At 57.5% G+C, this 22,705-nt stretch carries 18 protein-coding genes and 1 pseudogene; 4 read left to right on the top strand and 15 right to left on the bottom strand.

The genetic code is table 11. From position 1 onward, the window contains the following. Window positions 1–61 precede the first annotated feature (61 nt). The 5 genes and pseudogenes from acs to AC07UK_RS18870 form a co-directional block, all read right to left on the bottom strand. The gene (acs, locus tag AC07UK_RS18890) at window positions 62–2,044 is read right to left on the bottom strand and encodes an acetate--CoA ligase (RefSeq protein ID WP_494686154.1); all 1,983 of its coding nucleotides are present in this window, start codon (window positions 2,042–2,044) and stop codon (window positions 62–64) included. A gap of 118 nt (window positions 2,045–2,162) precedes the next feature. Then, window positions 2,163–3,164: an AraC family transcriptional regulator gene (locus AC07UK_RS18885; protein ID WP_494686153.1), complete on the bottom strand. Its 1,002-nt coding sequence runs from the start codon at window positions 3,162–3,164 to the stop codon at window positions 2,163–2,165. Further along, window positions 3,164–4,153, bottom strand: coding sequence for a LysR substrate-binding domain-containing protein (locus AC07UK_RS18880; protein WP_494686152.1), 990 nt, complete (start codon window positions 4,151–4,153; stop codon window positions 3,164–3,166). The genes AC07UK_RS18885 and AC07UK_RS18880 overlap by 1 nt, the downstream gene beginning before the upstream one ends. A 136-nt stretch (window positions 4,154–4,289) precedes the next feature. Continuing rightward, window positions 4,290–5,084, bottom strand: coding sequence for an enoyl-CoA hydratase (locus AC07UK_RS18875; RefSeq protein ID WP_464227473.1), 795 nt, complete (start codon window positions 5,082–5,084; stop codon window positions 4,290–4,292). Between the two features lie 453 nt (window positions 5,085–5,537). Then, a pseudogene (locus tag AC07UK_RS18870) lies at window positions 5,538–6,656 on the bottom strand (sigma-54 interaction domain-containing protein); the annotation flags it as partial. A gap of 280 nt (window positions 6,657–6,936) precedes the next feature. Between AC07UK_RS18870 and AC07UK_RS18865 the strand changes: the two are divergent. From AC07UK_RS18865 to metC, 3 genes are all read left to right on the top strand, one after another. Continuing rightward, the gene (locus AC07UK_RS18865; protein WP_494686151.1) at window positions 6,937–7,836 is read left to right on the top strand and encodes an MBL fold metallo-hydrolase; all 900 of its coding nucleotides are present in this window, start codon (window positions 6,937–6,939) and stop codon (window positions 7,834–7,836) included. A gap of 80 nt (window positions 7,837–7,916) precedes the next feature. Further along, a complete protein-coding gene (locus AC07UK_RS18860; protein WP_494686150.1) occupies window positions 7,917–9,227 on the top strand; it encodes an NAD(P)/FAD-dependent oxidoreductase in 1,311 nt (436 codons plus the stop codon). Window positions 9,228–9,297: 70 nt separating this feature from the next. Further along, complete coding sequence (gene metC / locus AC07UK_RS18855) at window positions 9,298–10,473, top strand: cystathionine beta-lyase (protein WP_464227476.1); 1,176 nt, start codon at window positions 9,298–9,300, stop codon at window positions 10,471–10,473. A gap of 50 nt (window positions 10,474–10,523) precedes the next feature. Here metC and AC07UK_RS18850 read toward each other — a convergent pair whose 3' ends face one another. Beyond that, complete coding sequence (locus tag AC07UK_RS18850) at window positions 10,524–12,149, bottom strand: 3-(methylthio)propionyl-CoA ligase (RefSeq protein ID WP_494686149.1); 1,626 nt, start codon at window positions 12,147–12,149, stop codon at window positions 10,524–10,526. A 249-nt stretch (window positions 12,150–12,398) separates the two neighbouring features. Between AC07UK_RS18850 and AC07UK_RS18845 the strand changes: the two genes are divergently transcribed. Further along, window positions 12,399–12,617: a tautomerase family protein gene (locus AC07UK_RS18845; RefSeq protein ID WP_111516981.1), complete on the top strand. Its 219-nt coding sequence runs from the start codon at window positions 12,399–12,401 to the stop codon at window positions 12,615–12,617. 258 nt (window positions 12,618–12,875) lie between these two features. Here AC07UK_RS18845 and AC07UK_RS18840 read toward each other — a convergent pair whose 3' ends face one another. From AC07UK_RS18840 to AC07UK_RS18800, 9 genes are all read right to left on the bottom strand, one after another. Next, entirely contained in the window at window positions 12,876–13,265 is a 390-nt protein-coding gene (locus AC07UK_RS18840) for a DUF779 domain-containing protein (protein WP_464227478.1), read from the bottom strand. A gap of 84 nt (window positions 13,266–13,349) precedes the next feature. Then, window positions 13,350–14,693, bottom strand: a complete 1,344-nt coding sequence (locus AC07UK_RS18835) for an MFS transporter (RefSeq protein WP_464227479.1) — start codon at window positions 14,691–14,693, stop codon at window positions 13,350–13,352. Between the two features lie 196 nt (window positions 14,694–14,889). Beyond that, the gene (locus AC07UK_RS18830) at window positions 14,890–17,214 is read right to left on the bottom strand and encodes a molybdopterin-dependent oxidoreductase (protein ID WP_494686148.1); all 2,325 of its coding nucleotides are present in this window, start codon (window positions 17,212–17,214) and stop codon (window positions 14,890–14,892) included. A gap of 107 nt (window positions 17,215–17,321) precedes the next feature. Then, entirely contained in the window at window positions 17,322–18,842 is a 1,521-nt protein-coding gene (adh, locus tag AC07UK_RS18825; protein WP_494686147.1) for an aldehyde dehydrogenase, read from the bottom strand. Between the two features lie 91 nt (window positions 18,843–18,933). Then, complete coding sequence (locus tag AC07UK_RS18820; RefSeq protein WP_494686146.1) at window positions 18,934–20,610, bottom strand: cation/acetate symporter; 1,677 nt, start codon at window positions 20,608–20,610, stop codon at window positions 18,934–18,936. Further along, the gene (locus AC07UK_RS18815; protein WP_494686145.1) at window positions 20,610–20,918 is read right to left on the bottom strand and encodes a DUF485 domain-containing protein; all 309 of its coding nucleotides are present in this window, start codon (window positions 20,916–20,918) and stop codon (window positions 20,610–20,612) included. The genes AC07UK_RS18820 and AC07UK_RS18815 overlap by 1 nt, the downstream gene beginning before the upstream one ends. 38 nt (window positions 20,919–20,956) lie before the next feature. Next, window positions 20,957–21,400, bottom strand: coding sequence for an OsmC family protein (locus tag AC07UK_RS18810; RefSeq protein ID WP_494686144.1), 444 nt, complete (start codon window positions 21,398–21,400; stop codon window positions 20,957–20,959). Window positions 21,401–21,926: 526 nt separating this feature from the next. Continuing rightward, window positions 21,927–22,259, bottom strand: coding sequence for a carboxymuconolactone decarboxylase family protein (locus tag AC07UK_RS18805; protein WP_494686143.1), 333 nt, complete (start codon window positions 22,257–22,259; stop codon window positions 21,927–21,929). An 83-nt stretch (window positions 22,260–22,342) separates the two neighbouring features. Beyond that, on the bottom strand, window positions 22,343–22,678 hold the full coding sequence (locus AC07UK_RS18800) for a carboxymuconolactone decarboxylase family protein (protein WP_494686142.1): 336 nt from the start codon (window positions 22,676–22,678) through the stop codon (window positions 22,343–22,345). Window positions 22,679–22,705 lie beyond the last annotated feature (27 nt).

Below are 22,705 nucleotides of genomic sequence, written 5' to 3'. Positions count from 1 at the left end.
GCGCACGTTCGTCATTCAACCGGAATCCCGGGGACCCACGAGAGGTCCCGGGGACCCAATGTCACTGACTCTGGCTCAGTTGCTCCAGGATTCCCGGATTTTCCAGCGTAGAAATGTCCTGCGTAATGTGCTCACCCTTTGCAAGGGATCGCAGCAGGCGCCGCATGATCTTGCCCGAGCGCGTCTTAGGCAGGTTGTCCCCAAAGCGGATTTCCTTCGGTTTGGCGATTGGGCCAATTTCCCTGCCCACCCAGCTACGCAACTCTGCCGCAATCCGATGGGACTCGTCGCCTTTGGGGCGCGAGCCTTTGAGGACCACGAAGGCACAGATCGCCTCGCCCGTCGTATCATCGGGACGCCCTACCACTGCTGCCTCGGCCACCAGGGGGTTAGACACCAACGCCGACTCAATTTCCATTGTGCCCATGCGGTGTCCCGACACATTCAGCACGTCGTCGATGCGGCCCATGATGGTGAAGTACGCGGTGTCCTTATCGCGAATCGAGCCATCACCGGCCAAGTAAAGCTTGCCGCCCAGTTCCTCTGGAAAGTAGCTCTTCTTGAACCGCGTGGGGTCGCCCCAGATGGTGCGAATCATCGACGGCCACGGGCGCTTGATCACCAGGATACCGCCGTTTCCGTGGGGCACCTCCTGGCCGGTCTCGTCGACAATGGCCGCCATAATGCCAGGCAACGGTAACGTGCATGAACCCGGAACCAATGACGTTGCACCTGGCAGCGGCGCAATCATATGGCCACCCGTTTCAGTCTGCCAGAACGTGTCGGCGACTGGGCACCGCCCCCCGCCGACATTGATGTGGTACCACATCCAAGCTTCTGGATTGATTGGCTCGCCCGCGGTTCCCAGCAAACGAAGGCTGGACAAATCGTACTGCTTCGGATGGATATTCTCGTCGGCTTCCGCTGCTTTGATCAGCGCACGAATGGCCGTCGGCGCGGTGTAGAAAATGTTGACCTTGTGGCGCGCGATCATGTCCCAGAAGCGGCCCGCGTCAGGATAGGTCGGAATACCTTCAAACAGGACCTGCGTAGCGCCGGCCGCCAGTGGGCCATACGCGATATAGGTATGCCCAGTAACCCAGCCAATATCAGCAGTACACCAGAAGATGTCATCGGGCTTGATGTCGAAGGTCCACTTCATCGTCATCCTTGCCCACAGCAGATAGCCCCCGGTGCTGTGCTGCACGCCCTTTGGCTTCCCCGTTGAGCCTGACGTGTAGAGCACGAACAGAGGATGCTCTGCACTGACGGGCTCAGCCTCGCAGGTATCCGGCTGGTTGGCGCAGAGGTCCTGCATCCAGTGGTCGCGCCCGTCTTTCCAGCCGACGTTACCGCCAGTGCGGCGGTAGACGATGACATTCTCCACCGCCTTGCAGCCGCCCAGCGCCAGTGCGTCATCTGCGATTGCCTTCAGCGAGAGCGCTTTGCCGCCACGCATCTGCTCGTCGGCTGTAATCAGCGCCACCGCCCCCACATCGGTGATCCGCTCATGGAGCGACTTTGCGGAGAAGCCGCCAAACACGACCGAGTGAGTAGCCCCTAGGCGCGCGCAGGCCTGCATTGCGACCACACATTCCACGGACATCGGCATGTAAATGACGACCCGGTCGCCCTTCTTGATGCCGCGCGTCTTCATCCCATTGGCAAACCTGCATACCCTGGCATGCAACTCGCGGTAGGTGAAGCGTGTCACCGTACCGTCGTCGGCCTCGAACACGATTGCGACCTTATCAGCATTGCCGTTCTGAAGGTTGCGGTCCAAGCAGTTATACGACGCGTTCAGCTCGCCGTCTTCAAACCATGTATAGAACGGCGCATTGCTTTCGTCCAGCACCTTGGTGAAGGGCTTGTGCCAGTGCAGCAGCTCGTGCGCGTGACGAGCCCAAAAGCCTTCATAGTCGCGCTCGGCTTCATCGCACAACGCGTGATAGGCATCCATACCACGAATCGCGGCGACGGAACTGAATTCCGAGGGAGGTGGAAAAATACGGTGTTCCTGCAGGTGTGATTCAATCATCGTCATTGCTCTCAAGAAAACAATCCGTGCTGCACCGAGGCGTCGGCGCTCGCCCTCCGCGGCCCGACTCCTACGACCAGGTCAAATTTTCGGCCTTACTCTGAATGGTTGCTGGCGGACCAAGTCAACGCAGTCGCTCGTGCTGAGCCATCGGCTTCTCTTGCTTGCGCCAGGCAGCCGGTGGGATCCCAAACTCTCGCTTGAAAGCTCTGTTGAACGAGGTCTCAGATTCATAGCCAACCTTGGCAGCAATTTGGGCAAGACAGTCCTCTGTAGCAAGCAACGCACTTGCCGCCAACGAGATTCTCCACCGCACCAAATACTGCATCGGTGGTTCACCGAGACTTGCAACGAAACGGCCAGCGAGCGCCGAACGAGAAAGACCAACTGCCTTCGCGATCTGCTCTACTGTCCAAGGGGCCGCGGGGTCTTGATGCATGAGCGATAGCGCCCGTTGGACGAACCGGTCATTTGAGACGAGCAGAATCGATCCTTTGATCCGCTCTGCCTCCTTCGCGTAATAGCGCATTGCTTCAACAAGCATGAGCTCAGAAATTCTCTGTACGACAATAGAACTCCCTACCGCCACACATGCTGACTCGGCAAGGCATGTCGTCATCGAGACACGAAGCCATTCAGCAAGAGGGTCGCCCCGAGGGATTCTCAGGAATCTCGGCATGCCCGTGAGCAGAGATGAAAGTCCCTGCCCTCCCTCAAACGCGACGAATCCGCATACCATTTTTGCAGCTCGGTCGAACTGAACTTCCTTCGTTACGCCATACCTTTGTACGTCAATACCGTTTCGAAGGTTCTCGCATTTCACTTCAATTGAACGCAACCGCTGATTGTCCTGACCACTACCTGCAAGGAAGTGGCTGTCGCCTTGAGGAAAAAATATCATGTCACCGGCGCTAAGCTCGACTTCTCCGCCGTCTTGCATCCATGCCAGGCATTGGCCTTCCGTGACCAGATGGAATGCCATCAGGATCTCCGAGCGAGGCGACAAGAAGTCCATAATCGCTTGCGGGGCCGGACTGACGTAGCACCACTGCGAACGCAGTTCGGACTCAAGAAAGACTGAGCCGGTCAGCCGCATAGAGCGGAGGATGTCTGCGAGTACATCCATCACGCCTCCGCCCTCTGATTGGCCTCCACCTTACCGCTACACCGTCGCATGTCGCCGCGCGAACCCGCCATCTCCTCAAATACCCAGTCTCGAAAGGAGCGGACGACTGGCCGATCCAAGGAGCGCTGCGGACAAGTGAAGTAGTATGAATACGGGCAGTCAAGCGCATACTTCACGGGGGCCACCAGAAGGCCGGACGCGATCTCCGGTTGAACAAACCGGCCGTCCATCAACAAGATTCCTTGACCCGCGATTGCGGCCTCCAAGGCGAGCAGCGCGTTGCCAAAACGCCGCTCTTTAAGTGATGCCGGTTCCTGCATGGATGCTGCAGCAGACCATTCTGACCACCCGAACTTTTCCGTAGCACGGGACGTCGACGTGTCGCAGAGCAAAGGACCATCCATCAGCCTGTCCGGGGACGTGGCAATCTCCTGGGCTAGTTCGGGCGAGCAAAACGGCTTGAGTTGAACGTCCAGCAACTTCTGCACATGAAGATCCGGATAAATTCCATGCCCCAGTCGGATAGAGAGGTCAATGCCGGTTCTCAAGAAACCAGCAGCATCTGGCGGATTTACCGTTTCAGAATCTATGGAACCGATGCTGGCCTGGATGCGAACCTCCACCTCCGGACAACGTTCGTAAAAATGATGCAAGCGCGGAACGAGCCATTTGGTGGCAAACAAAGGCTCGGCGCATACGGTAATGCCCCACTGCGAATTTCCATCGCGGCGCATTTGCTCAACCGCATCACTCAACGCCTCAAAGCCCTGTTGCAGCAAAGGCAGAGCCGCAACAGCAACTGGTGTCAGACTGACCGTCCTGTTGTGTCGCAGGAACAATTCCACGCCGAGGTACTCTTCGAGGGCCTTGACCTGGTGGCTGACCGCAGCCGGCGTGACGTGCAGCTCTTTGGCAGCACGAGCAAAGCTCCTTGTCCGTGCGGCGGCCTCAAAATACAGTAAGGCAATTAGTGGGGGCAAACGTCTCATGGTCTCCGTCTCGTTCGTCCATCAGCAAAATCCCGTCCGATCTTGAAGCCACATCCGGCAGTAGACGACTACCCCGATGCTGCAATCCCTCAAAATAGCTATCGCTCACAAGAGTCAAGCGAAGCGATATTGATGCTCAGTAGCTCCAGACGGGCTTTCGTTTGGACAGGAAAGCATCGATACCCTCCTGCGCATCTTTGCCCATCAAGCTGACTGCGATTCCGTCAGTTGCAAAGTCATAGGCATCTGCAAGCTCCATCTCACGCTGCCGATAGAACTGCGATTTCCCAAACCGCAGGGCGACACCACTCTTGCTCGCAATCTCACTTGCGAGATTCGCCACCGTCTGGTCGAGCTCATCATGCGGGACAACCTCATTGACGAGGCCCCACTGCGCGACCGTTTTCGCGTCAAAGAAACGACCCGTGAAGAGCATGTTGAATGCGTGACGCGCTGGAATGGCCCGCGTGATGGCGACAGCAGGCGTCGCACAGAATGAGCCCAGGTTTATTCCGGCAGCGGCAAACCTTGCATTGGTACTGGCGATAGCCAGATCGCATGCTGCGACAAGCTGACAGCCCGCCGCGGTTGCATCGCCATGGACTTTGGCAATAACCGGCACCGGCGTGGCTCGAATGCTCATCATTACTCTCGAACACAGCGCGAACAAGGAGCGGTAGTAATCGAGCGTCGCATTCTGGCGCATGTCTTTCAGATCATGACCAGCGCAGAAGGCACGGCCTGAGCCCGATATGACAACGCATTTGACCTGAGCGTCTTCCGAAATCCGCAGGAACTCGACCTCAAGTGCAGTAAGTAGCTCTTCCGACAGGCAGTTCATCGAATTGGGGCGATTCAACTGCAAAGTCACGACGCCAGCCTCGTCGCTGCGTACTAATACTGGTTGTGTCGCGCGTCCAGGTTCGTTCATCCCCAATCTCCGGTAGGCTTCGCTTTCTTCAACTGTGGCTCGCTGTGCTGTCCTGTGCATTGGCACACGTTGGCGCGGCAAAGTCCGCCCAGCGCTTGGTTTTCCCAGCCAATGATAAGTGGGGAAGCTCTCAGCGAATAGCGAATTCTTCTAGCGGATTGATTAGAAAAACTAAACTGAATTCGGGCGGAGACGGGACGAGAAGGGCGGCCTGGGCTGCACATTAGTTCACTCGGCGCTCCCTCTCTATTGAGCTCACGCCAGGCCTAGCGCACTGAGGCGGCGGTACAGCGTGCGCTCGCTGCAGCCTATATGTGCAGCCAAAGCCTTACGAGTCCCCGCAAATTCCCGCACCAGTCGGCGAAGTTCAGCGTCATCGGGCATGACCGCCGGTCGACCCCGTTGGAGCGAGGAGGTGCGGACAACCGACCGCTGCACCGACCTGCCCTGGAGTTCCGTGAGCTCCGGCGGCAAATCCTTGGCCCGTATGACTTCGTCGTCGGCAAATAGCATTGCCCGTTCCAGCGCATTGCGCAGTTCACGAATGTTGCCCGGCCATCCATACGCGCACATGCGCGACAAGGCCTCACTATCGATCCGCAGGTTGTGCGCTTGGGGTACTGCCCTGCGCAGTAGCGACTGAGCCAGTAAGGGAATATCGTCGGGGCGTTCGCGCAATGATGGCAGGTGGATCGGAAAGGCGTTAATCCGGTACAGCAAGTCCTGCCGGAAAGTGCCTTGCGCAACCATCTGCTGTAGCGGCTTGTGGGTGGCTGCAACTAAACGGAAATCCGCGGAATGCGTTTCGAGTCCACCCACACGTCGAAAAGTGCGAGATTCGATAAGTCGTAGCAGCTTGACCTGCATGGTCAGGGGGACGTCACCGATCTCGTCCAGGAAAAGCGTACCTTGCTGAGCTGTCTCGACCAGGCCCGGCTTGCGAGCCATAGCCCCGGTGAACGCACCCTTCTCGTAGCCGAATAGCTCGCTTTCAAATAGGGCTTCTGACAGTCCGGAGCAATCGACTACGACAAAGGGTCCAGCGGCACGGTCGCTGGCGTCGTGCAGTGCCCGAGCAAATACCTCTTTGCCAGTGCCCGATTCCCCCTGAAGCAAGACCGGCAGGGCCGACGGCGCAACCCGCTGCAATAGTTCCACTGCGGCATTAAATGCCGGCGAGCGCCCAACTAACCCTCCCGCGCTGGCGCGAGCTGATGCGCTCTTGACAGTTGCTAGTCGCTCGACGAATGCCATGATGGCACCATCAGGGCCCTTGATCGGCCTGAGCTCAACATCCACGTGCTCGGGACCCCTGGGGGTATGGTGCACATGCAGAACCCGGTCGCTCCCAAGGGTCTCTCGGGCTTTCTGCATCGGACAGTGTTCACCGGCCTTGTCACAGGGCACCTCATACCCATGTGACACTTGATAGCACTTGCGGCCAACATACTGTTTGCCATCGCCAGCGAACTGTCGTTGATAAGCGGCATTGGCGGCCACGATGTTGTAGTCCGGATCCAGCACGATCATCGGCTGCACTTCGTGCTCGAGGAACCCGATTAGGGGTCGCATTGCCTCCACATTGGCGGAGGTTTCTCCGACCACTGAGCCCTTCTTGCGTGTCGTCATGATGGAATGTAGTAGCGCCACCGGCACTGCCACACCCTGACACTGCCATCTCTGCCAATGGCGGCAAGTATGCCATACCTCCACTGCTTCAGGGCGCAAGATGCTGCCGCACGTCCTCACTATATGTTTGTTATTTAAGGGATTTCTGAGGCTCCGCTGAATGACCGCCGCACTGGCACGAAACTTGTGTCGGATAGCGTGAGTTATTAAATAACGGACAACCGTGGCAGCCCAGTTGACTTCACCCGCCCCGCGCCTCGCGGTCGAATCCTTCTTCGACTCGAGAACAAGCACCATCAGCTATATCGTCTTCGACGAAGACTCACGCCAGTGCGCAATCATCGACAGTGTGCTGGACTACGAGCCGAGTTCCGGTCGGACATCAACCGCCAGTGCCGACACGTTGCTTGCGCGCGTAGAGGCCCTGAGCCTGTCCGTGGCGTGGATACTGGAAACTCATGTCCATGCTGACCACCTTTCCGCCGCGTCCTACTTGCAGACCCGTGTCGGAGGAAAATCTGCCATTGGAGAGCAGATTTCTGTAGTACAGGAAGTCTTCGGCGGTCTATTCAACGCCGAACCTGGTTTCGCGCGGGACGGCAGCCAGTTCGATCGACTGTTGGCCGACGGCGACCGCTTGCAAATCGGTGGACTTGAAGTTTCCGTCCTGTCCACTCCTGGCCATACGCCAGCGTGCGTAACATATGTGGTCAGCGATGGACGCCAACGAGCCGCGTTTGTCGGGGACACGCTGTTCATGCCGGACTACGGTACTGCTCGCTGCGATTTCCCCGGCGGCGATGCACATACGCTGTACCGGTCTATCCAGCGCATCTTCGGCCTGCCTCTGGATACCGTGCTCTATATGTGCCACGACTACCAGCCGGGTGGTCGTTCGCCGCGCTTCAGCTCAACCGTCGAGGAACAGCGCCGCGAAAATCTGCACGTTCGGGACGGCATAGCCGAGAACGACTTCATCTCTATGCGCACGCAACGTGACGCAACGCTTGGCATGCCGGCTTTGCTTCTGCCGTCAGTGCAAATCAACATGCGCGCCGGGCGACTTCCAGAGCCCGAAGGCAATGGTGTGACCTATCTGAAGATTCCACTCAACGCGGTGTAGCGCTCACAGATCTCTCACCGCATTTTTCCGTGCCGCCCCAGGATGAACGGGGTGGCCTTCACCCTTCACCTGACGAAATCATGGATCCGCGCCCCCACGATCCCAGCACCCACACGCCTCTGCTCGACGAACATCGGCCAACCTTCCCCGTCGCCAGACTGGTGGACAGCCATACCATCGTGATTGTCGGCGCCGGTGCGGCGGGCATTGCAGTCGCAGCAAGCTTGCGTTCGCGAAACCCATCGCTCGATATTGCTTTGATTGACCCTGCCTCCACTCACTACTACCAACCAGGCTGGACGATGGTGGGCGGCGGGGTTTTCAACGCGGCTGATACCGCGCGAGACATGTCAGCCTGCATCCCCCCCAACGTCTCATGGGTACGAGCGGCGGTTTCAGCGTTCGAGCCGGAGCGCAACGAAATCCTCCTGGATAGCGGCCGTCGGATCCGATATGAGCGCCTGGTGGTCTGTCCAGGTCTCAAACTGAATTGGCAAGGCGTCGATGGGCTACAGGAGACACTGGGGCGCAATGGCGTTACCTCGAACTATCGGTTCGATCTCGCCCCATATACCTGGAAGCTGGTCAACACCCTGCGTGGAGGCAATGCAGTCTTCACTCAGCCTCCCATGCCGATTAAGTGCGCAGGCGCGCCGCAAAAGGCCATGTATCTCGCGTGCGATGCCTGGCGACGGTCAGGAATGCTGCAAGACATGAACGTCAGCTTCTTCAATGCCGGGGCGGTGCTGTTTGGCGTGCCCGACTACGTCCCAGCACTGATGTCGTACGTTGAGGCATATGGCATTGCTTTGCGCTTCCAGCACAGGCTGGTCTCAATCGACGGACCCACGAAGCTGGCTCGCTTCGTGCGGACTTTGCCTGACGGAACGACCGACACCGTCGAGCAAGGCTTTGACATGATTCATGTGGTACCGCCACAGACGGCACCAGACTTCATCAAGTTCAGCCCATTGGCCGACTCTGCTGGCTGGGTGGATGTCCATGCTGGCACGCTGCGCCATACAGCATTCGACAACATCTGGGCACTTGGTGACGTCGCCAATACCACCAATGCCAAGACCGCCGCGGCAGCGCGCAAGCAAGCACCCATCGTCGCACACAACGTGCTGGCCAGTCTCGGCCAGGAATACGGAACAGCGTGTTATGACGGGTATGGCTCCTGTCCGCTCACGGTCGAGCGCGGCAAGATCGTCCTCGCCGAGTTCCTATATGGCGGAAAAGTGAGCCCGACCCTTCCCACGTGGCTCATCGACGGCACGCGTCCCTCCCGCGCTGCTTGGGTGCTCAAGGCCAACGTATTACCGGCGTTGTATTGGGAGGCAATGCTCAAAGGCCGGGAGTGGTTGGCGCGGCCAGCTATTAGCCGATAACCATTGCCGGCAGGGACTGCGCTTCGTTTCCCTGTCACCACCCTCATCCAACTCAGTCAACGTCGTACATATGCAGAGCAAAACTTGTCCAACCGGAATCGATACCATCCTGAGCCACGCCGGTAGCTCCCCAGATGACCACCATGGCTTTGTGAACCCGCCGGTCTATCGCGGCTCGACTGTTGTCTTTCCTGACGTTGAAACGATGACCCGCGGCGCGCAGCGCTATCAGTATGGGCGCCTGGGCAATCCGAACACCGCGGCACTGTGCGATGCGATCTCCACGCTTGAAGGGGCCGAAGGAAGCGTCCTGTGCCCATCAGGCCTTTCCGCCTGCATCACCGCCATTCTCACGGCCGTTGGAGCGAACGGCCACATCCTGATGCCGGATAGCGTCTACGGACCGGTGCGCCATTTCTGCAATACAGCCGCCCACCGGTTCGGAATCGAAACAACCTACTATGACCCCCGCATCGGCGTCGGCATCGAGTCGCTATTCCGGCCCAATACCATGGCGGTCTATACCGAATCTCCGGGCTCGCACACCCTTGAGTTGCAGGATATACCGGTTATCGCCGAAGTCGCCCATCGCCGCGGTGCTCTGGTAATCATGGATAACACGTGGGCAACTCCTTTGTACTTTAAGGCCGTCGCCCACGGCGTCGATCTTTCGGTGATGGCTGCAACAAAGTACATCACTGGCCATTCAGATACCTTGCTGGGGACCATTGCAGCGTCAAGCCGTGCTTGGGACAGACTCAAGGACTTTCACTTTCAGATGGGGCAATATGCTGGCCCGGACGATGTCGCGCTCGTGTTGCGAGGCCTTCGCACGCTCGGTGTACGGCTACCCCGGCACCAGGAAAGCGCTCTGAAAATCGCAAAATGGCTCGAGAGTCGCGAGGAAGTTGCAAGGGTCATCCACCCCGGGCTGCCTTCACATCGCGACCACGCAATCTGGCTCAGAGATTTTTCCGGTGCCAGCGGCCTGTTCTCCTTCGTGACAAAGCCGGCGCCGGTGGAGGCCGTTCACGATATGCTTAACGACCTGACCTACTTTTCGCTCGGCTACTCATGGGGAGGCTTCGAAAGCCTTGCGATGACCATGGATCCAAAGACTGTGCGTACCGCCACCGACTGGGATGACCAAGGGCACCTGGTACGGCTGCATATTGGGTTGGAGGATCCGCGTGACTTGATCGCAGATCTGGAGGAAGGCTTCAAGCGCTTCCGGGCAAAGCACTGAAGGCCGCAGTGGCCGCACCACGTATCGCGGTGCGGCCCTACCACCCTCCATCAGTCAACGCATGCCGCCTTGACACCGCTTTCTGCAAGCATTTCTCGCAACCGCATCTTCTGGATCTTCCCCGTGGCATTGATGGGCATCGCGTCGATGAAAATCACGTCGTCGGGAATCGACCACTTTGCGATCCTTCCCGAATAGAAGGAGAGCATCTCATCTCGCGATACCTTGCTTTCCGGCCGTCTGACAACGAAGACCACGGGCCGCTCGCCCCATTTCGGATGCGGCAGAGAGACACATGCTGCCATAGAGACCCCAGGATGCGAGGCAGCAATATTCTCGATGTCGATTGACGAAATCCACTCGCCCCCGGACTTAATAACGTCTTTCAGGCGGTCCGTGATCTGCAGATAACCATCTGCGTCAATTGTCGCGACGTCACCAGTTGGAAACCATCCGCTCTCAAGTGCTGTTTCAGCTTGACCAAAGTACTCGCCTACGACCCAGTGACCGCGCACCATCAGTTCACCGCATGACTCACCGTCCCATGGCTGCTCGGTGCCTTTCCCGGCGGAGATCTTCATATCGATCCCGAACAAGGCCCTGCCTTGCTTGTCCAACACACGCTCCCTGGCTTCTTCCAGCAAGTCCTGGTGACGTGCAAGCAGCGTTCCACAGGTGCCCACGGGCGAGGTCTCGGTCATGCCCCAGGCCGGGAACGCGTGGATCCCTGCGATTCGGCAAGACTCTCGTAGAACCGGCGGCGTTGTGGCACCACCAATTACGATACGCCTCAAGGAGGAGAACTTCGCACCGGTGTCCTCTACATACCGTAGCATGTCAATCCACACCGTCGGCACGCCGGCGGCAAAGGTCACACGCTCCTCCTCCAGCAAAGCATAAAGCGATTCGCTGTCATTGTTAGGCCCCGGTAGAACGAGCTTCGCCCCAACCATGGCGGCAATATATGGGAAGCCCCAAGCGTTGACGTGGAACATGGGAACCACCGGCATGATCACGTCTTTAGCGGAACAGTTGAGCGAATCCGGCATAGCCGCTGCGTAACAGTGCAGCAGTGTTGAGCGGTGCGTATACATCACGCCCTTGGGATTACCAGTCGATCCAGATGTATAGCAAAGCGCCGAAGGACTACGCTCGTCAAACGTCGGCCAGGTCGAGATTGGCGAGACGGACGCCATCAAGTCTTCATAGCACAGCAAGTCGAGCTTCGATGAAGCTGGCATTGCAGCTCGCTCGGCCAGGGCAACCCACTTCTCTACCCTTGGACAGTGCTGCGCAAGCTGCTCTACCAGAGGAAGGAAGGTTAGGTCGAAGAAGACGACACGGTCGTTTGCGTGGTTGACGATGTAGGCGATCTGATCCAAATGCAGTCGTGGATTGACCGTGTGGCAAACCGCTCCGCTACCAGACGTGCCGAAGTAGATCTCCAGGTGTCGGTACGTATTCCATGCAAGCGTTCCGACCCTGTCACCGAATTTGACATCGAGCTTTCCCAGCATACTGGCTAGCTGACGGGAGCGCCGTTCGCAATCACGGTAGGTGTACCGATGCAGTCCGCCCTCGACACAGCGCGTTACGATCTCCGTTCTACCGTGATGGCGACCCGCATGCACGATTGCGTCCGAGATCATTAGCGGCATGTACATCATGTGGTTCATTCAGTGTCTCCTCTTTCTCACCTTCCCCTGCCAGTGCGAAGCACCAGGCACTCCGATGCGCCGACATATCTGACGTGTGAATTCTTCTTGATCTCGCACCGGCTCACCATAGAGCCAGTCCAACGACGGAGTATTGGTCAAGAATTCAGGCGTCTCTGTCATTCAAGTCATGCACCAGAAGCACGCATACTCAATAGACGCAAGGCGAGCCTGTCTAGCGTCAACTCAAACGGACCGCAAGGAACACTTATGCCGCTCATCAACGTAAAAGTCATCGAAGGCGTTTTCTCCGCAGCCGACAAGGAAAAGATCATTTCCACCCTTACTGACGCCATGGTGTCGATCGAGGGCGAAAACATGCGCCCCGTTACGTGGGTTGTCGTTGAAGAAGTAAAGAGCGGTGACTGGGGCATTGCCGGAAACGCACTAACGACCGAGAAGGTGAAGGCACTGGCCGCAGGCAAGTAACTCACCCCGAAGGGACTCCAGCGACAACCCCCTGAAGCTCCTAAGCTTACGTCGTTGGGGCCCTTTCATCGCTTCCTCAGCTTGCGCCACCTCTAACGCGCAACCAGCGCTTGACCAGATGGTTCTGGTCGCTCATAGCAGCCAGAGCCGTAAGTCGCCCCGCCCCCCCAGCCCCGTAGCAATTTTCTCAGCCCGAAGAGGTGGGCCACGCAGGGCTCTGCGGACATTCCCCCTCTCTGACTACCGACGGTGGCCAGGCTAGGCTCCGCGCTCCGGCTCGACCCCAACCAACTGGCTGGACTCCTCGTCGGTGAACAGCCGCGATCGTGTCAAGAATCGTAAGCCGGTAGCTCGCTCGATGGAGAACATGCCACCGTTGCCAGGCACGACGTCGATGATTAGTTGCGTGTGGCGCCAGTACTCGAACTGGGATTCGCTCATGTAGAACGGCGAGCCTCCGATTTCTCCCAGCTTGATGTCGGAGCTCCCTAGCAGAAACTCATGGCGCGGGAAACACATTGGTGCGCTGCCGTCACAGCAACCACCGGATTGGTGAAACAAGACTGGCCCGTGTGTTTCTATTAGGCGAGAGATCAGAGCCAACGCTTCTTCGGTCGCGACAACGCGCGGCGGAATACCCAAATTCATAGAGATCGTCCCAAAAAAATCCGGCCGCCAGGACAGAGCGGCCGGCAAACACCATGGAGGCACCCGACACTCTCCACTGAAGTACTACACCGATTTTTTGCTCAGAGCTTCCTCATAGGTCTCCCGTGCAAGCGCGGTCGCGACGAGGCTTATGATCCCCAGTATGATCATGTAGAGACAGATACCCCATGTCTTCCCGTCGTTAATCTTGAGCAGCAAGGTGGCAATCAGTGGCGCCAGGCCTCCTGACAACACAGCACCGATGGCATAACCAATATTTGCACCGCTAAGACGAACCTTGGTACCGAAGAGCTCCGAGAAGTACACGGCTTGCGGACCGTACATGGCATCATGCAACACATTCAGGCCGATAATCATGCCGATTGTGATAAGGACTACCGAGCCACTTTGTGCCATCCAGAAGAACGGAACGACGAAGAGCATCGATGCAACCGTACCGAACATGTACACCTTTTTCCGCCCGATGAGATCGGACAGGTAGGACCATGCAGGTAGTGTGACGAAGCCGATTGCACTCGAAATCAGGATGGCCTGCAAGCCAATTGACTTGTCCAGCTTCAGCGTCCCGACGATGTAGCTCAGCATGAAGACGCTGTACAGATAGAACAAGGCATTTTGCAAGAGCTTCATGCCTATCGTTAGATACAGAGTCTTTCTCTGAGTACGCAACATTTCCATTGCGGGTGCCTCAGATACTTCCTTCCGCTCCTTCATCTGCTCGAACACCGGGGATTCACGCAGCTTGAGGCGGATGAACATGCCAATCAGCACCATCACGACGCTTCCAATAAAAGGAATTCGCCATCCCCATGCCAACAACTCATCGTTGCTCATGCTCGAGGAAACGAGCATGAACACCAACGTCGAAAGCAATAGCCCCGCCGGCCCGCCAATTTGAGGAAAGCTACCGAACAAGCCGCGCCGGTTTGCTGGGGCATGCTCAACCGCCATTACAACAGCAGAACCCCATTCTCCGCCCACAGCGAATCCTTGAATAAGCCGAAGAATGCACAGCATCACAGCAGCCCAGGCGCCGACTGTTTCGTATGTCGGCAACAGCCCGATTGCAACAGTGCTACCTCCCATAAGCCATAAGGAGAGTACCAATATGGTCTTTCGCCCTACACGATCTCCATAGTGACCGAATACCGCTGCCCCAACGGGTCGGGCAACGAAGCCTACGGCATACGTAGCGAACGCGGCGATTGTCCCGACCCACGGATCCATCGAGGGAAAGAATAGATGTGGAAAAATCAGTGCCGCACAAGTTCCGTATAGATAGTAGTCGTACCACTCCACTGCTGTACCGATAAGGCTTGCGACTGCTACCTTTCGGTGCTCGCCTCTTGATATTGGCGGAGCTGCCATTGCGTCCATCGGACGCGCTTCCGCGACGCGAGTTGTCATCCTTGTCTCCTCTAATAGTTGGTGACTGCGGTACTACCTGGTCCGTTACAGCTATTGGAAAGGCTTTACCGAGAAACTCCGATCAAGATTGCGTCAGCCTCAAGAGCCGATGCTTAGTTTGTGCAGGTGCCGCCAGGGTCGAAGCCGTTCGTAGCGTCGCTTCGCCAATTTTTTTCACTTTCAGAAGTGCAGACACCTAGGCAGGGTCAGCGATGACTGGCGCGTCAAATACCTCGATCCTCGGCGCAGATTCTGTGAATTTCGCTATCTCGACACGTGCCGAGTGAGAGGCCGGTCCTTGCGCGAGCCGCGAAGTCCGTAGATCGTGGGTAAGGACGTTGGGGTTCCCGTGGCGGTCTCGACTGTCTGGAGCTGAAAAATCGGGGTCATACCAGGCACCCGTGCAAAGGAATACAACTCCGGGCTTTATTTGACGGGTGACGACGGCCCCTGCAAGGCAACGGCCGTACTCATTCATCACCTCAACGACATCTCCGTGGGCGATTTCCCGCGCCTCGGCGTCCTGTGGGTGAATCAAGATTGGCTCGCGTCCCTGGACCTTTCGGCTTAGGCTGAACGCTCCATTGTCGAGTTGACTATGAAGCCGGGTCTCTGGCTGACCAGATAGCAGCGAGAGGGGAAACTGCTGGGCAGTCGATGACTGCCAGGCGCGTGGTGGAAACCATGTGGGGTGGCCCGGGCAATCGCTATAGCCGAACCCTGCAATTACATCAGACGCCAACTCAATCTTCCCGCTCGGCGTGGGGAGTGGAAACCTGTTCGGTTCGGTTCGGAAATCGGAGAGAAAGACCGCATCCTTATTTCTATCCTCGAGCTCAATCACATCTCCCGAAAGGAAGTCCGCCCAATCTGGCAACTCGATCCCGCTACGCTCTGCGTTACCTTGGAGCTCACTCCACATCCTTTCGAGCCACTCCGATGAGGATAGGCCCTCACTAAACTGCATGCCTAACCCGAGGCGTTTCTCCAAATCGCAATAGATGTCATACTCGCAGCGCGCCTCGCCCGGTGCGGGAACTGCTTGCGGCATGGGAATGAGCGAATTGTCCTGCGTACCACCACAAAAGTCGGTTCGTTCCAGCGGGGCCGCTACCGGCAATACAATATCGGCGTGTCGTGCGGTGGCCGTCCAGTTGATTTCATTGACGATGATGGTCTCCGGGCGCTGGAACGCCTGGCGCAACCGATTCAGATCCTGATGATGGTGGAAAGGGTTACCACCGGCCCACCACACCATCCTGGCGTCCGGGAACTGCATCTTCTGACCGTTGTACTCATAGGCTTGGCCAGGGTGAAGCAACATATCGGCAATCATTGCCACAGGGATGTACGTGTCCACAGGATTTTCACCTTGGGGAAACGCCGGCCATCCTATCGGCCTGTCTATACATCCCATAGTCGCTTCCGAAGCATAGGCAATGCCGTACCCGCCGCCCGGCAGTCCAATCTGTCCGAGCATCGATGCCAATGCAACCGTCATCCAAAGCGGCTGCTCGCCGTAGTCGGCACGCTGGAGTGCCGCGGCGGTACAGATAAGTGTCCGTTGGGCAGCCATCTCGTGTGCAAGGGTTCGGATGCGCGTAGCAGGCAGTCCGGATTGCTTCGCAGCCCAGTCCGCGTCCTTTGGCTGCCCATCGGGCTCTCCCCGAAGATATGACTCAACCTTCTCGAATCCCACCGTGTAGCGATCGAGGAAGCTTCGATCTACCAGGCCTTCAGACAGAAGCGTGTGTGCGATTCCCATCATGATGGCCGTATCGGAACCTGGGGTCGGCGGCAGCCACTCCGCCTCGAGAAAGTCGTCAGCATCGCCGCGAAACGGACTGATGTTGATGAAGCGGACCCCGGCTTGCACGCAGTTCTCGAGTTCGCGGCGCAGCCGATGCTTACCGACACCACCACTGCCCACTTGCGCGTTTCTCAACGGAAGTCCACCGAACATGACTACCAGTCGTCCCTCTTTGGCGACTGTGCGCCAACGCGTCGCTTGCTTTACATGATCCCGAAAATTGCCGACGATGTGTGGCATCAGTACCAGCGCCGCGTTGAAGCTATAGTTCCCCTCCGAGCGGACGGAGCCACCAAATGCATTCAGAAAGCGCTTCAACTGACCTTGCGCATGGTGAAAGCGTCCCGCACTTGCCCAGCCATAGGAACCCGCAAAGATGGCTTCGTTTCCGTGCATGGAACGGACTCTCAACAGTTCCTCGGACACCAGATTGAGAGCTGCGTCCCAACTCACCTCTACATACCGGTCCTTTCCACGCTCACCCAAACGTGACAACGGTCCTTTACGCAAGTATCCCTCCCGAATCGCCGGTCGAAGGACACGTGCTGTGCCCTGAAGGCTATCGGCAATGTTCTCGTTGATTCGGGATGGATTTGGATCGTCCCGGTAAGGCGCTACGGACTGTATCCGACCCCCGACCGTTTCCACTATCCCGGCTCCCCAATGGCTGGCCGTAATCGTTTTGCGAATGTTGCGGGAAGGATCGTTCATGGATCTGTTTTTCCAATACCACGGAAGCAAGTGGACGCACTGCGACTGCCGGTATAGATGGAACAACTACCCCGGGCCCCCGACGAGGGAGACCGGGGACAGAAGGATCAGAAGAAGCCGAGGGCGTTCGGGCTGTAGCTGACCAGCATGTTCTTCGTCTGTTGGTAGTGATTGAGCATCATCTTGTGATTCTCACGACCCATACCAGACTGCTTGTAGCCACCGAACGCGGCATGTGCCGGATAGGCGTGGTAGCAGTTGGTCCAGACGCGGCCCGCCTGGATTTCACGACCGAAGCGATAAGCCCGAGTGCCGTCGCGGGTCCACACTCCCGCGCCGAGACCGTACAACGTATCGTTGGCGATTTCGAGTGCTTCCTCTTCCGTCTTGAAGGTCGTCACCGACAACACCGGCCCAAAGATCTCCTCCTGGAAGATTCGCATTTTGTTGTGACCGCGGAATACGGTCGGCTTGATGTAGTAGCCGTTCGCGAGGCTACCGTCCAGCACTTTGCGTTCGCCACCGGCTAGCAGTTGCGCCCCCTCTTGCTTGCCCAGGTCGATATACGAGAGGATCTTGTCGAGTTGTTCGTTGGATGCTTGAGCACCAATCATGGTGGACAAGTCCAATGGATGCCCCTGTTTGATGGCCTCGACGCGCTTGATTGCCCGCTCCATGAAGCGGTCGTAGACCGATTCCTGGATCAGGGCGCGAGAAGGGCACGTGCAGACCTCACCTTGGTTCAGGGCGAACATCGCGAAGCCCTCGAGCGCCTTGTCGAAGAACGCATCATCCTTGTCGAGCACGTCCTCGAAGAAGATGTTGGGGCTCTTGCCACCCAGCTCCAGCGTGACGGGAATCAGGTTCTGGCTGGCGTACTGCATGATCAGCCGACCGGTCGTCGTTTCACCCGTGAACGCGATCTTGGCGATGCGCTTGTTGGATGCCAGCGGCTTGCCCGCTTCCAGGCCGAAGCCATTGACGACGTTGAGAACGCCCGGCGGCAGCAGGTCTCCAATGACCTCGAGAAGTACCATGATTGACGCTGGCGTCTGCTCGGCGGGCTTGAGCACCACACAATTGCCGGCGGCCAGCGCAGGGGCAAGCTTCCACGTAGCCATCAGCAATGGGAAATTCCAGGGAATGATTTGGCCGACAACACCAAGTGGCTCGTGGAAGTGGTACGCAACGGTGTCGCGGTCGATTTCCGAGATGCCACCTTCCTGAGCACGAATCACGCCGGCGAAGTAGCGGAAGTGGTCGACAGCCAGCGGCAGATCCGCAGCCATCGTTTCACGCAGTGGCTTCCCGTTATCAATCGACTCGGCTACAGCGAGCCGCTTCAGGTTTGCTTCCATCCGGTCGGCGATGCGTGCCAGCACGTTTGCTCGCTCGGTGGCCGAAGTCCGTCCCCATGCGTCTTTGGCAGCGTGCGCAGCGTCCAAGGCAAGTTCGATGTCATCCGCGTTGGAGCGCGCGATCTTGCAGAAGACTTCGCCAGTAATGGGTGACAGGTTATCGAAATACAGGCCAGAAACCGGGGGAACCCACTTTCCACCGATGAAGTTGTCGTAGGACGATTGATACGGGAATTCGATGCCCAGGGATTGCATCTCGGCGTGGTTCATTGTGTTGCTCCTTAGTTATATTAAGATCCGGCGTCTTACATATAGGCAGTCGTCATGGCCGGTGGCGACTGCGCTTGCTTCAGAAATGCACTCAATGTTTGCTTGCGCTCGCTGCACCCAGCCCGGTTTGGGCCCGGATCCAGCTCGCATCAAATGCACTCCGTTCCGCTTTCGAGCGTTCCGTCTTGTCGAGCTTCGAAAAAGCAAACGCTGCAAGGAAAGCGATCGGCATCGAGAAGAGAGCTGGGTTCTCGTACGGAAACACAGCCGCAACGTTGTGCAGTACATCTACCCAAACCGCCTTGGAGAGAATCACCATTGTCACGGCAGAGGTCAGTCCTGCGATGCCGCCCGCCAGTGCGCCACGCGTCGTGAGGCCTCGCCAGTAGATGGCTAACACAAGCACCGGGAAGTTGGACGAAGCTGCGACTCCGAAGGTAAGACTCACGAGAAACGCAACGTTCTGGTTTTCGAACGCCGTTCCGAGCACAACCGCTACCACGCCCAAGCCCAGCGTAGCGAAACGCGAGACACGCATCTCGGAGCTTTCCTTTACCTTCCCTTTGCAGATGATGTTGCTATATATGTCGTGTGCGATGGCAGACGCACCAGCCAATGCCAGACCGGATACGACGGCGAGAATCGTTGCGAACGCGACTGCAGACAAGAACCCCAAGAAGATGTTCCCGCCGACTGCGCGTGCCAGATGCATTACCGGCATGTTTCCGCCGCCCAGGATCTTCCCTCTGATATTGCCGCCCTCAAAGAACGCTGGATCGCTACCAACGATAACAATCGCGCAAAGCCCAAGAGCGCAAACCATCAGGAAAAAGGCTCCAATCAGGCCGCTCGCCACGAATACGCTTTTGCGAGCCTCTTTTGCGTTCGGCACAGTGAAGAACCGCATCAGGATGTGGGGCAGACCCGCTGGGCCAAGCACTACGCCGATCGACATGGAGATGGCAGAAATGGGGTCAGAAAGCAGCCCATTGGGCCCCATGATCTTTCCACCATCTTTGTGAACGTCGACGGCTTGCCGAGCCAGCTCATCAAAGCTGAATCCGAAGCGAGACATGGCCAGGAACAACAGCAGTGCTCCCCCAAAGAGCAGCAGTGCTGCCTTGACGATCTGTACCCAAGTGGTGGCAATCATGCCGCCGAAGGTCACGTAGACAACCATCAACACGCCCACGACAATGACCGCATGTTGATAGTCAAGTCCGAAGAGCAGCTTGATGAGTTGGCCTGCGCCTACCATTTGCACAACCAGGTAGAAGCACACCACCGTGAGAGAGCTAACCGATGCGAAGAGGCGCACCTTAGTTTTGTCCAGGCGAGCTGAGACAATATCCGCCAGCGTGTACTTCCCTAGATTCCGCACCGGTTCGGCAAGCAGAAACATGATGATTGGCCATCCGACGAAGAAGCCAATCGCGTACACGAAACCGTCGTAACCTTTTGCGAAGACTAGGCTGGACAGCCCCAAGAGCGTAGCGGCGGACATGTAGTCGCCGGCGATAGCCCATCCGTTCTGCATGCCTGTGATACCGCCGCCTGCGCTATAGAAGTCAGACGTCGAGTGCGTTCGCCTGGCCGCCCACCACGTGATTCCAAGGGTTGCAAGGACGAAAACGAAGAACATCAGAATTGCCGGAACATTGAGGGGCTGCTTTTCCGCCGCGGAAACAACGGGCCCACAGAGGGCACTACCCGTCCAAGCCACTAGCAGAGTTCCGACAAGGAGATGGTGCGGAGACGTCGAGCGCATCAGTGCACCTCCCTCAGAAACTGGGCATTGAGATCGTCGAAGCGATGATTGGCGCAGTAGACGTACCAACCAGTAAGCAACCAGGAGATGATGATCAGCGCAGCACCAATGGGCCAGCCTACCGTCACGAGTGACTTCTCCGATATTGGTAGGCTGAGCAGCGTCGGATAGAAGGCGGCAGTCAATATGAATCCGTAGTATCCGACCAGCACGACGAGGCTCAGGGCCATCGAGAGCCTGGCTCTCTCATATACCAGCTCTCGGAAGCACCGATTCCTCAAGAGCTTCGTGATTTCTATATTCTTCATTTGTCTCCTCCATTTCCTGGGTCTTGTAATGCCCTGGGCTACGAAATGGATACCTGCGCTTTCAGTGAGTTTCGGATGAAGCAGTTCTTGTGTGCCGCTGCGTGCAACCGAGCAAGCGCATTGCTGTCGGGCGTCTTGGTACCGCCGAAGACGACCTTGGGACTAAGCTCTACCCTTCCGATACCCAGCAGACCATCGTCCAGTTTTTCCAGGTGCCCCACCGGCGAGTCATCGTATTGTTCGACTCGGTACCCTTGAAGATCCGCGATAGCGAGAAATGTGAGCATGTGGCAACTCGCCAACGCCGTGACGAGCAGTTGCTCAGGATCTGCACACCGGGGATCGCCCTTGTACTCTTTCGACGCCGAGACGTTCACGTTCTGCTCGCCATTGAGCGATACCTGATGGTTGCGCGAATAGGTATCGCTCTCCAACGGATGTGCGATCCTGCTCCAGTGAACAGATGCGGCATGCTTTGACATCGTTTACCTCCTATTTGAATGGGGAGTCCTCGCCGAGGCGCATGTGTGTATGCGTGCTAGGATCGTAGGGCTCATCCACATAGGCGTAAAACGACATTTCTTGCGTCGATTGCTTAGGCCAGCTAAGCCTCTAGGCAACAAGCCATTGCATGAAGTAAGGTCGAGGCCTCACGCTGGCATGGGCGCCGGGCCTCAATGGTTTCGCCCTGGAGGCTAACTTCAGCGCCCAGTGTTAGTGGTGACAGCAAAGGCTGCGTGCGCTCAGAATGAACAAGGTCGGTGGCCGCGATTGGCTAGCCTAGCGCGTGTGGCTCCCTCAATCCGGCCGTGTACGCGTGAGCAGATAGTAGGAGGAGCAACCATCCGCTCCTGCCCAAATAGCGCATGCCGCGCGACAGTTCCCGCTGGCAAGCGGTCACCGCCTGGCGTGGTGGATTCCATCGAAAGTAAGGAGGTTCAGCACATTAGTTCCCCTTGCGATCGAGCATTGCATCGCAAGAGGATTTCTACCGGCAACGCCTCGAGCTTAGAGCTCTTCAAAAGCTTCGAGCGCACGAGCAGAGTAGACGTATGCCGCCCCTGCGTTAAGGGCAATGGCAGTGCCAAGAGCTGCAGAAATCTCAGCCTTGCTGGCACCAGCCTTCTTTGCTGCGGCTGCGTGCGCGGTAATACAGCCGTCGCATCGCGTAGTCACCGCGACAGCCAGGGCGATGAGTTCATGGGTTTTGGCATCCAGGATGCCGTCTACGCGAGTTGCGGCCTCCAGAGTATGGAAGGCCTCTGCCACCGGCTTGTTTGCTTTCTCGAATCCGCCAACGCTCTTGATCAGATCCGTCAGTCGTTCAGTCCATTTGCTCATAGCTCTTTGCATCCTTTCAGTATTAGCTGCTAGCTAGGTTTTACGTCTTCGTTTTGCCGTGTGTCGTTACCCAGAAGGAAACCTTACAGTTCCTCGTAGGCTTCCAGAGCTCGGGCGGAATATACGTACGCAGCGCCGGCGTTCAGGGCGATTGCGGTACCAAGTGCCGCCGAAATCTCCGCCTGGCTGGCCCCTGCTTTCTTTGCGGCAGCGGCGTGCGCCGTAATGCAACCGTCGCATCGAGTGGTCACGGCGACAGCCAGCGCGATCAGCTCATGGGTTTTGGCGTCCAGAATTCCCTCGGCTCGGGTCGCAGTCTCGAGCGTATGGAAGGCCTCTGCCACCGGCTTGTTTGCTTTCCCGAAGGCACCGACGCTCTTTACGAGCGCCGTCATTTTTTCAGCCCATTTTGCTGCCATGTAACGTCTCCTTTCAGTGAAAAATTC

Source organism: Cupriavidus sp. GW821-FHT07C08 (assembly GCF_059419025.1).
This window is presented reverse-complemented; position numbering and strand designations above follow the sequence as displayed.

Bases quoted from the DNA above. Each gene is read 5' to 3' on its own strand.
- AC07UK_RS18800 (WP_494686142.1), bottom strand. From the start codon at position 22,678: ATGGCAGCAAAATGGGCTGAAAAAATGACGGCGCTCGTAAAGAGCGTC.
- AC07UK_RS18840 (WP_464227478.1), bottom strand. From the start codon at position 13,265: ATGAATTTGGGTATTCCGCCGCGCGTTGTCGCGACCGAAGAAGCGTTG.
- adh (WP_494686147.1), bottom strand. From the start codon at position 18,842: ATGAACCACGCCGAGATGCAATCCCTGGGCATCGAATTCCCGTATCAA.
- AC07UK_RS18875 (WP_464227473.1), bottom strand. From the start codon at position 5,084: ATGAACGAACCTGGACGCGCGACACAACCAGTATTAGTACGCAGCGAC.
- AC07UK_RS18850 (WP_494686149.1), bottom strand. From the start codon at position 12,149: ATGAACCACATGATGTACATGCCGCTAATGATCTCGGACGCAATCGTG.
- AC07UK_RS18835 (WP_464227479.1), bottom strand. From the start codon at position 14,693: ATGACAACTCGCGTCGCGGAAGCGCGTCCGATGGACGCAATGGCAGCT.
- AC07UK_RS18885 (WP_494686153.1), bottom strand. From the start codon at position 3,164: ATGGATGTACTCGCAGACATCCTCCGCTCTATGCGGCTGACCGGCTCA.
- AC07UK_RS18830 (WP_494686148.1), bottom strand. From the start codon at position 17,214: ATGAACGATCCTTCCCGCAACATTCGCAAAACGATTACGGCCAGCCAT.
- AC07UK_RS18820 (WP_494686146.1), bottom strand. From the start codon at position 20,610: ATGCGCTCGACGTCTCCGCACCATCTCCTTGTCGGAACTCTGCTAGTG.
- AC07UK_RS18810 (WP_494686144.1), bottom strand. From the start codon at position 21,400: ATGTCAAAGCATGCCGCATCTGTTCACTGGAGCAGGATCGCACATCCG.
- AC07UK_RS18805 (WP_494686143.1), bottom strand. From the start codon at position 22,259: ATGAGCAAATGGACTGAACGACTGACGGATCTGATCAAGAGCGTTGGC.
- metC (WP_464227476.1), top strand. From the start codon at position 9,298: ATGCAGAGCAAAACTTGTCCAACCGGAATCGATACCATCCTGAGCCAC.
- AC07UK_RS18845 (WP_111516981.1), top strand. From the start codon at position 12,399: ATGCCGCTCATCAACGTAAAAGTCATCGAAGGCGTTTTCTCCGCAGCC.
- AC07UK_RS18860 (WP_494686150.1), top strand. From the start codon at position 7,917: ATGGATCCGCGCCCCCACGATCCCAGCACCCACACGCCTCTGCTCGAC.
- acs (WP_494686154.1), bottom strand. From the start codon at position 2,044: ATGACGATGATTGAATCACACCTGCAGGAACACCGTATTTTTCCACCT.
- AC07UK_RS18880 (WP_494686152.1), bottom strand. From the start codon at position 4,153: ATGAGACGTTTGCCCCCACTAATTGCCTTACTGTATTTTGAGGCCGCC.
- AC07UK_RS18815 (WP_494686145.1), bottom strand. From the start codon at position 20,918: ATGAAGAATATAGAAATCACGAAGCTCTTGAGGAATCGGTGCTTCCGA.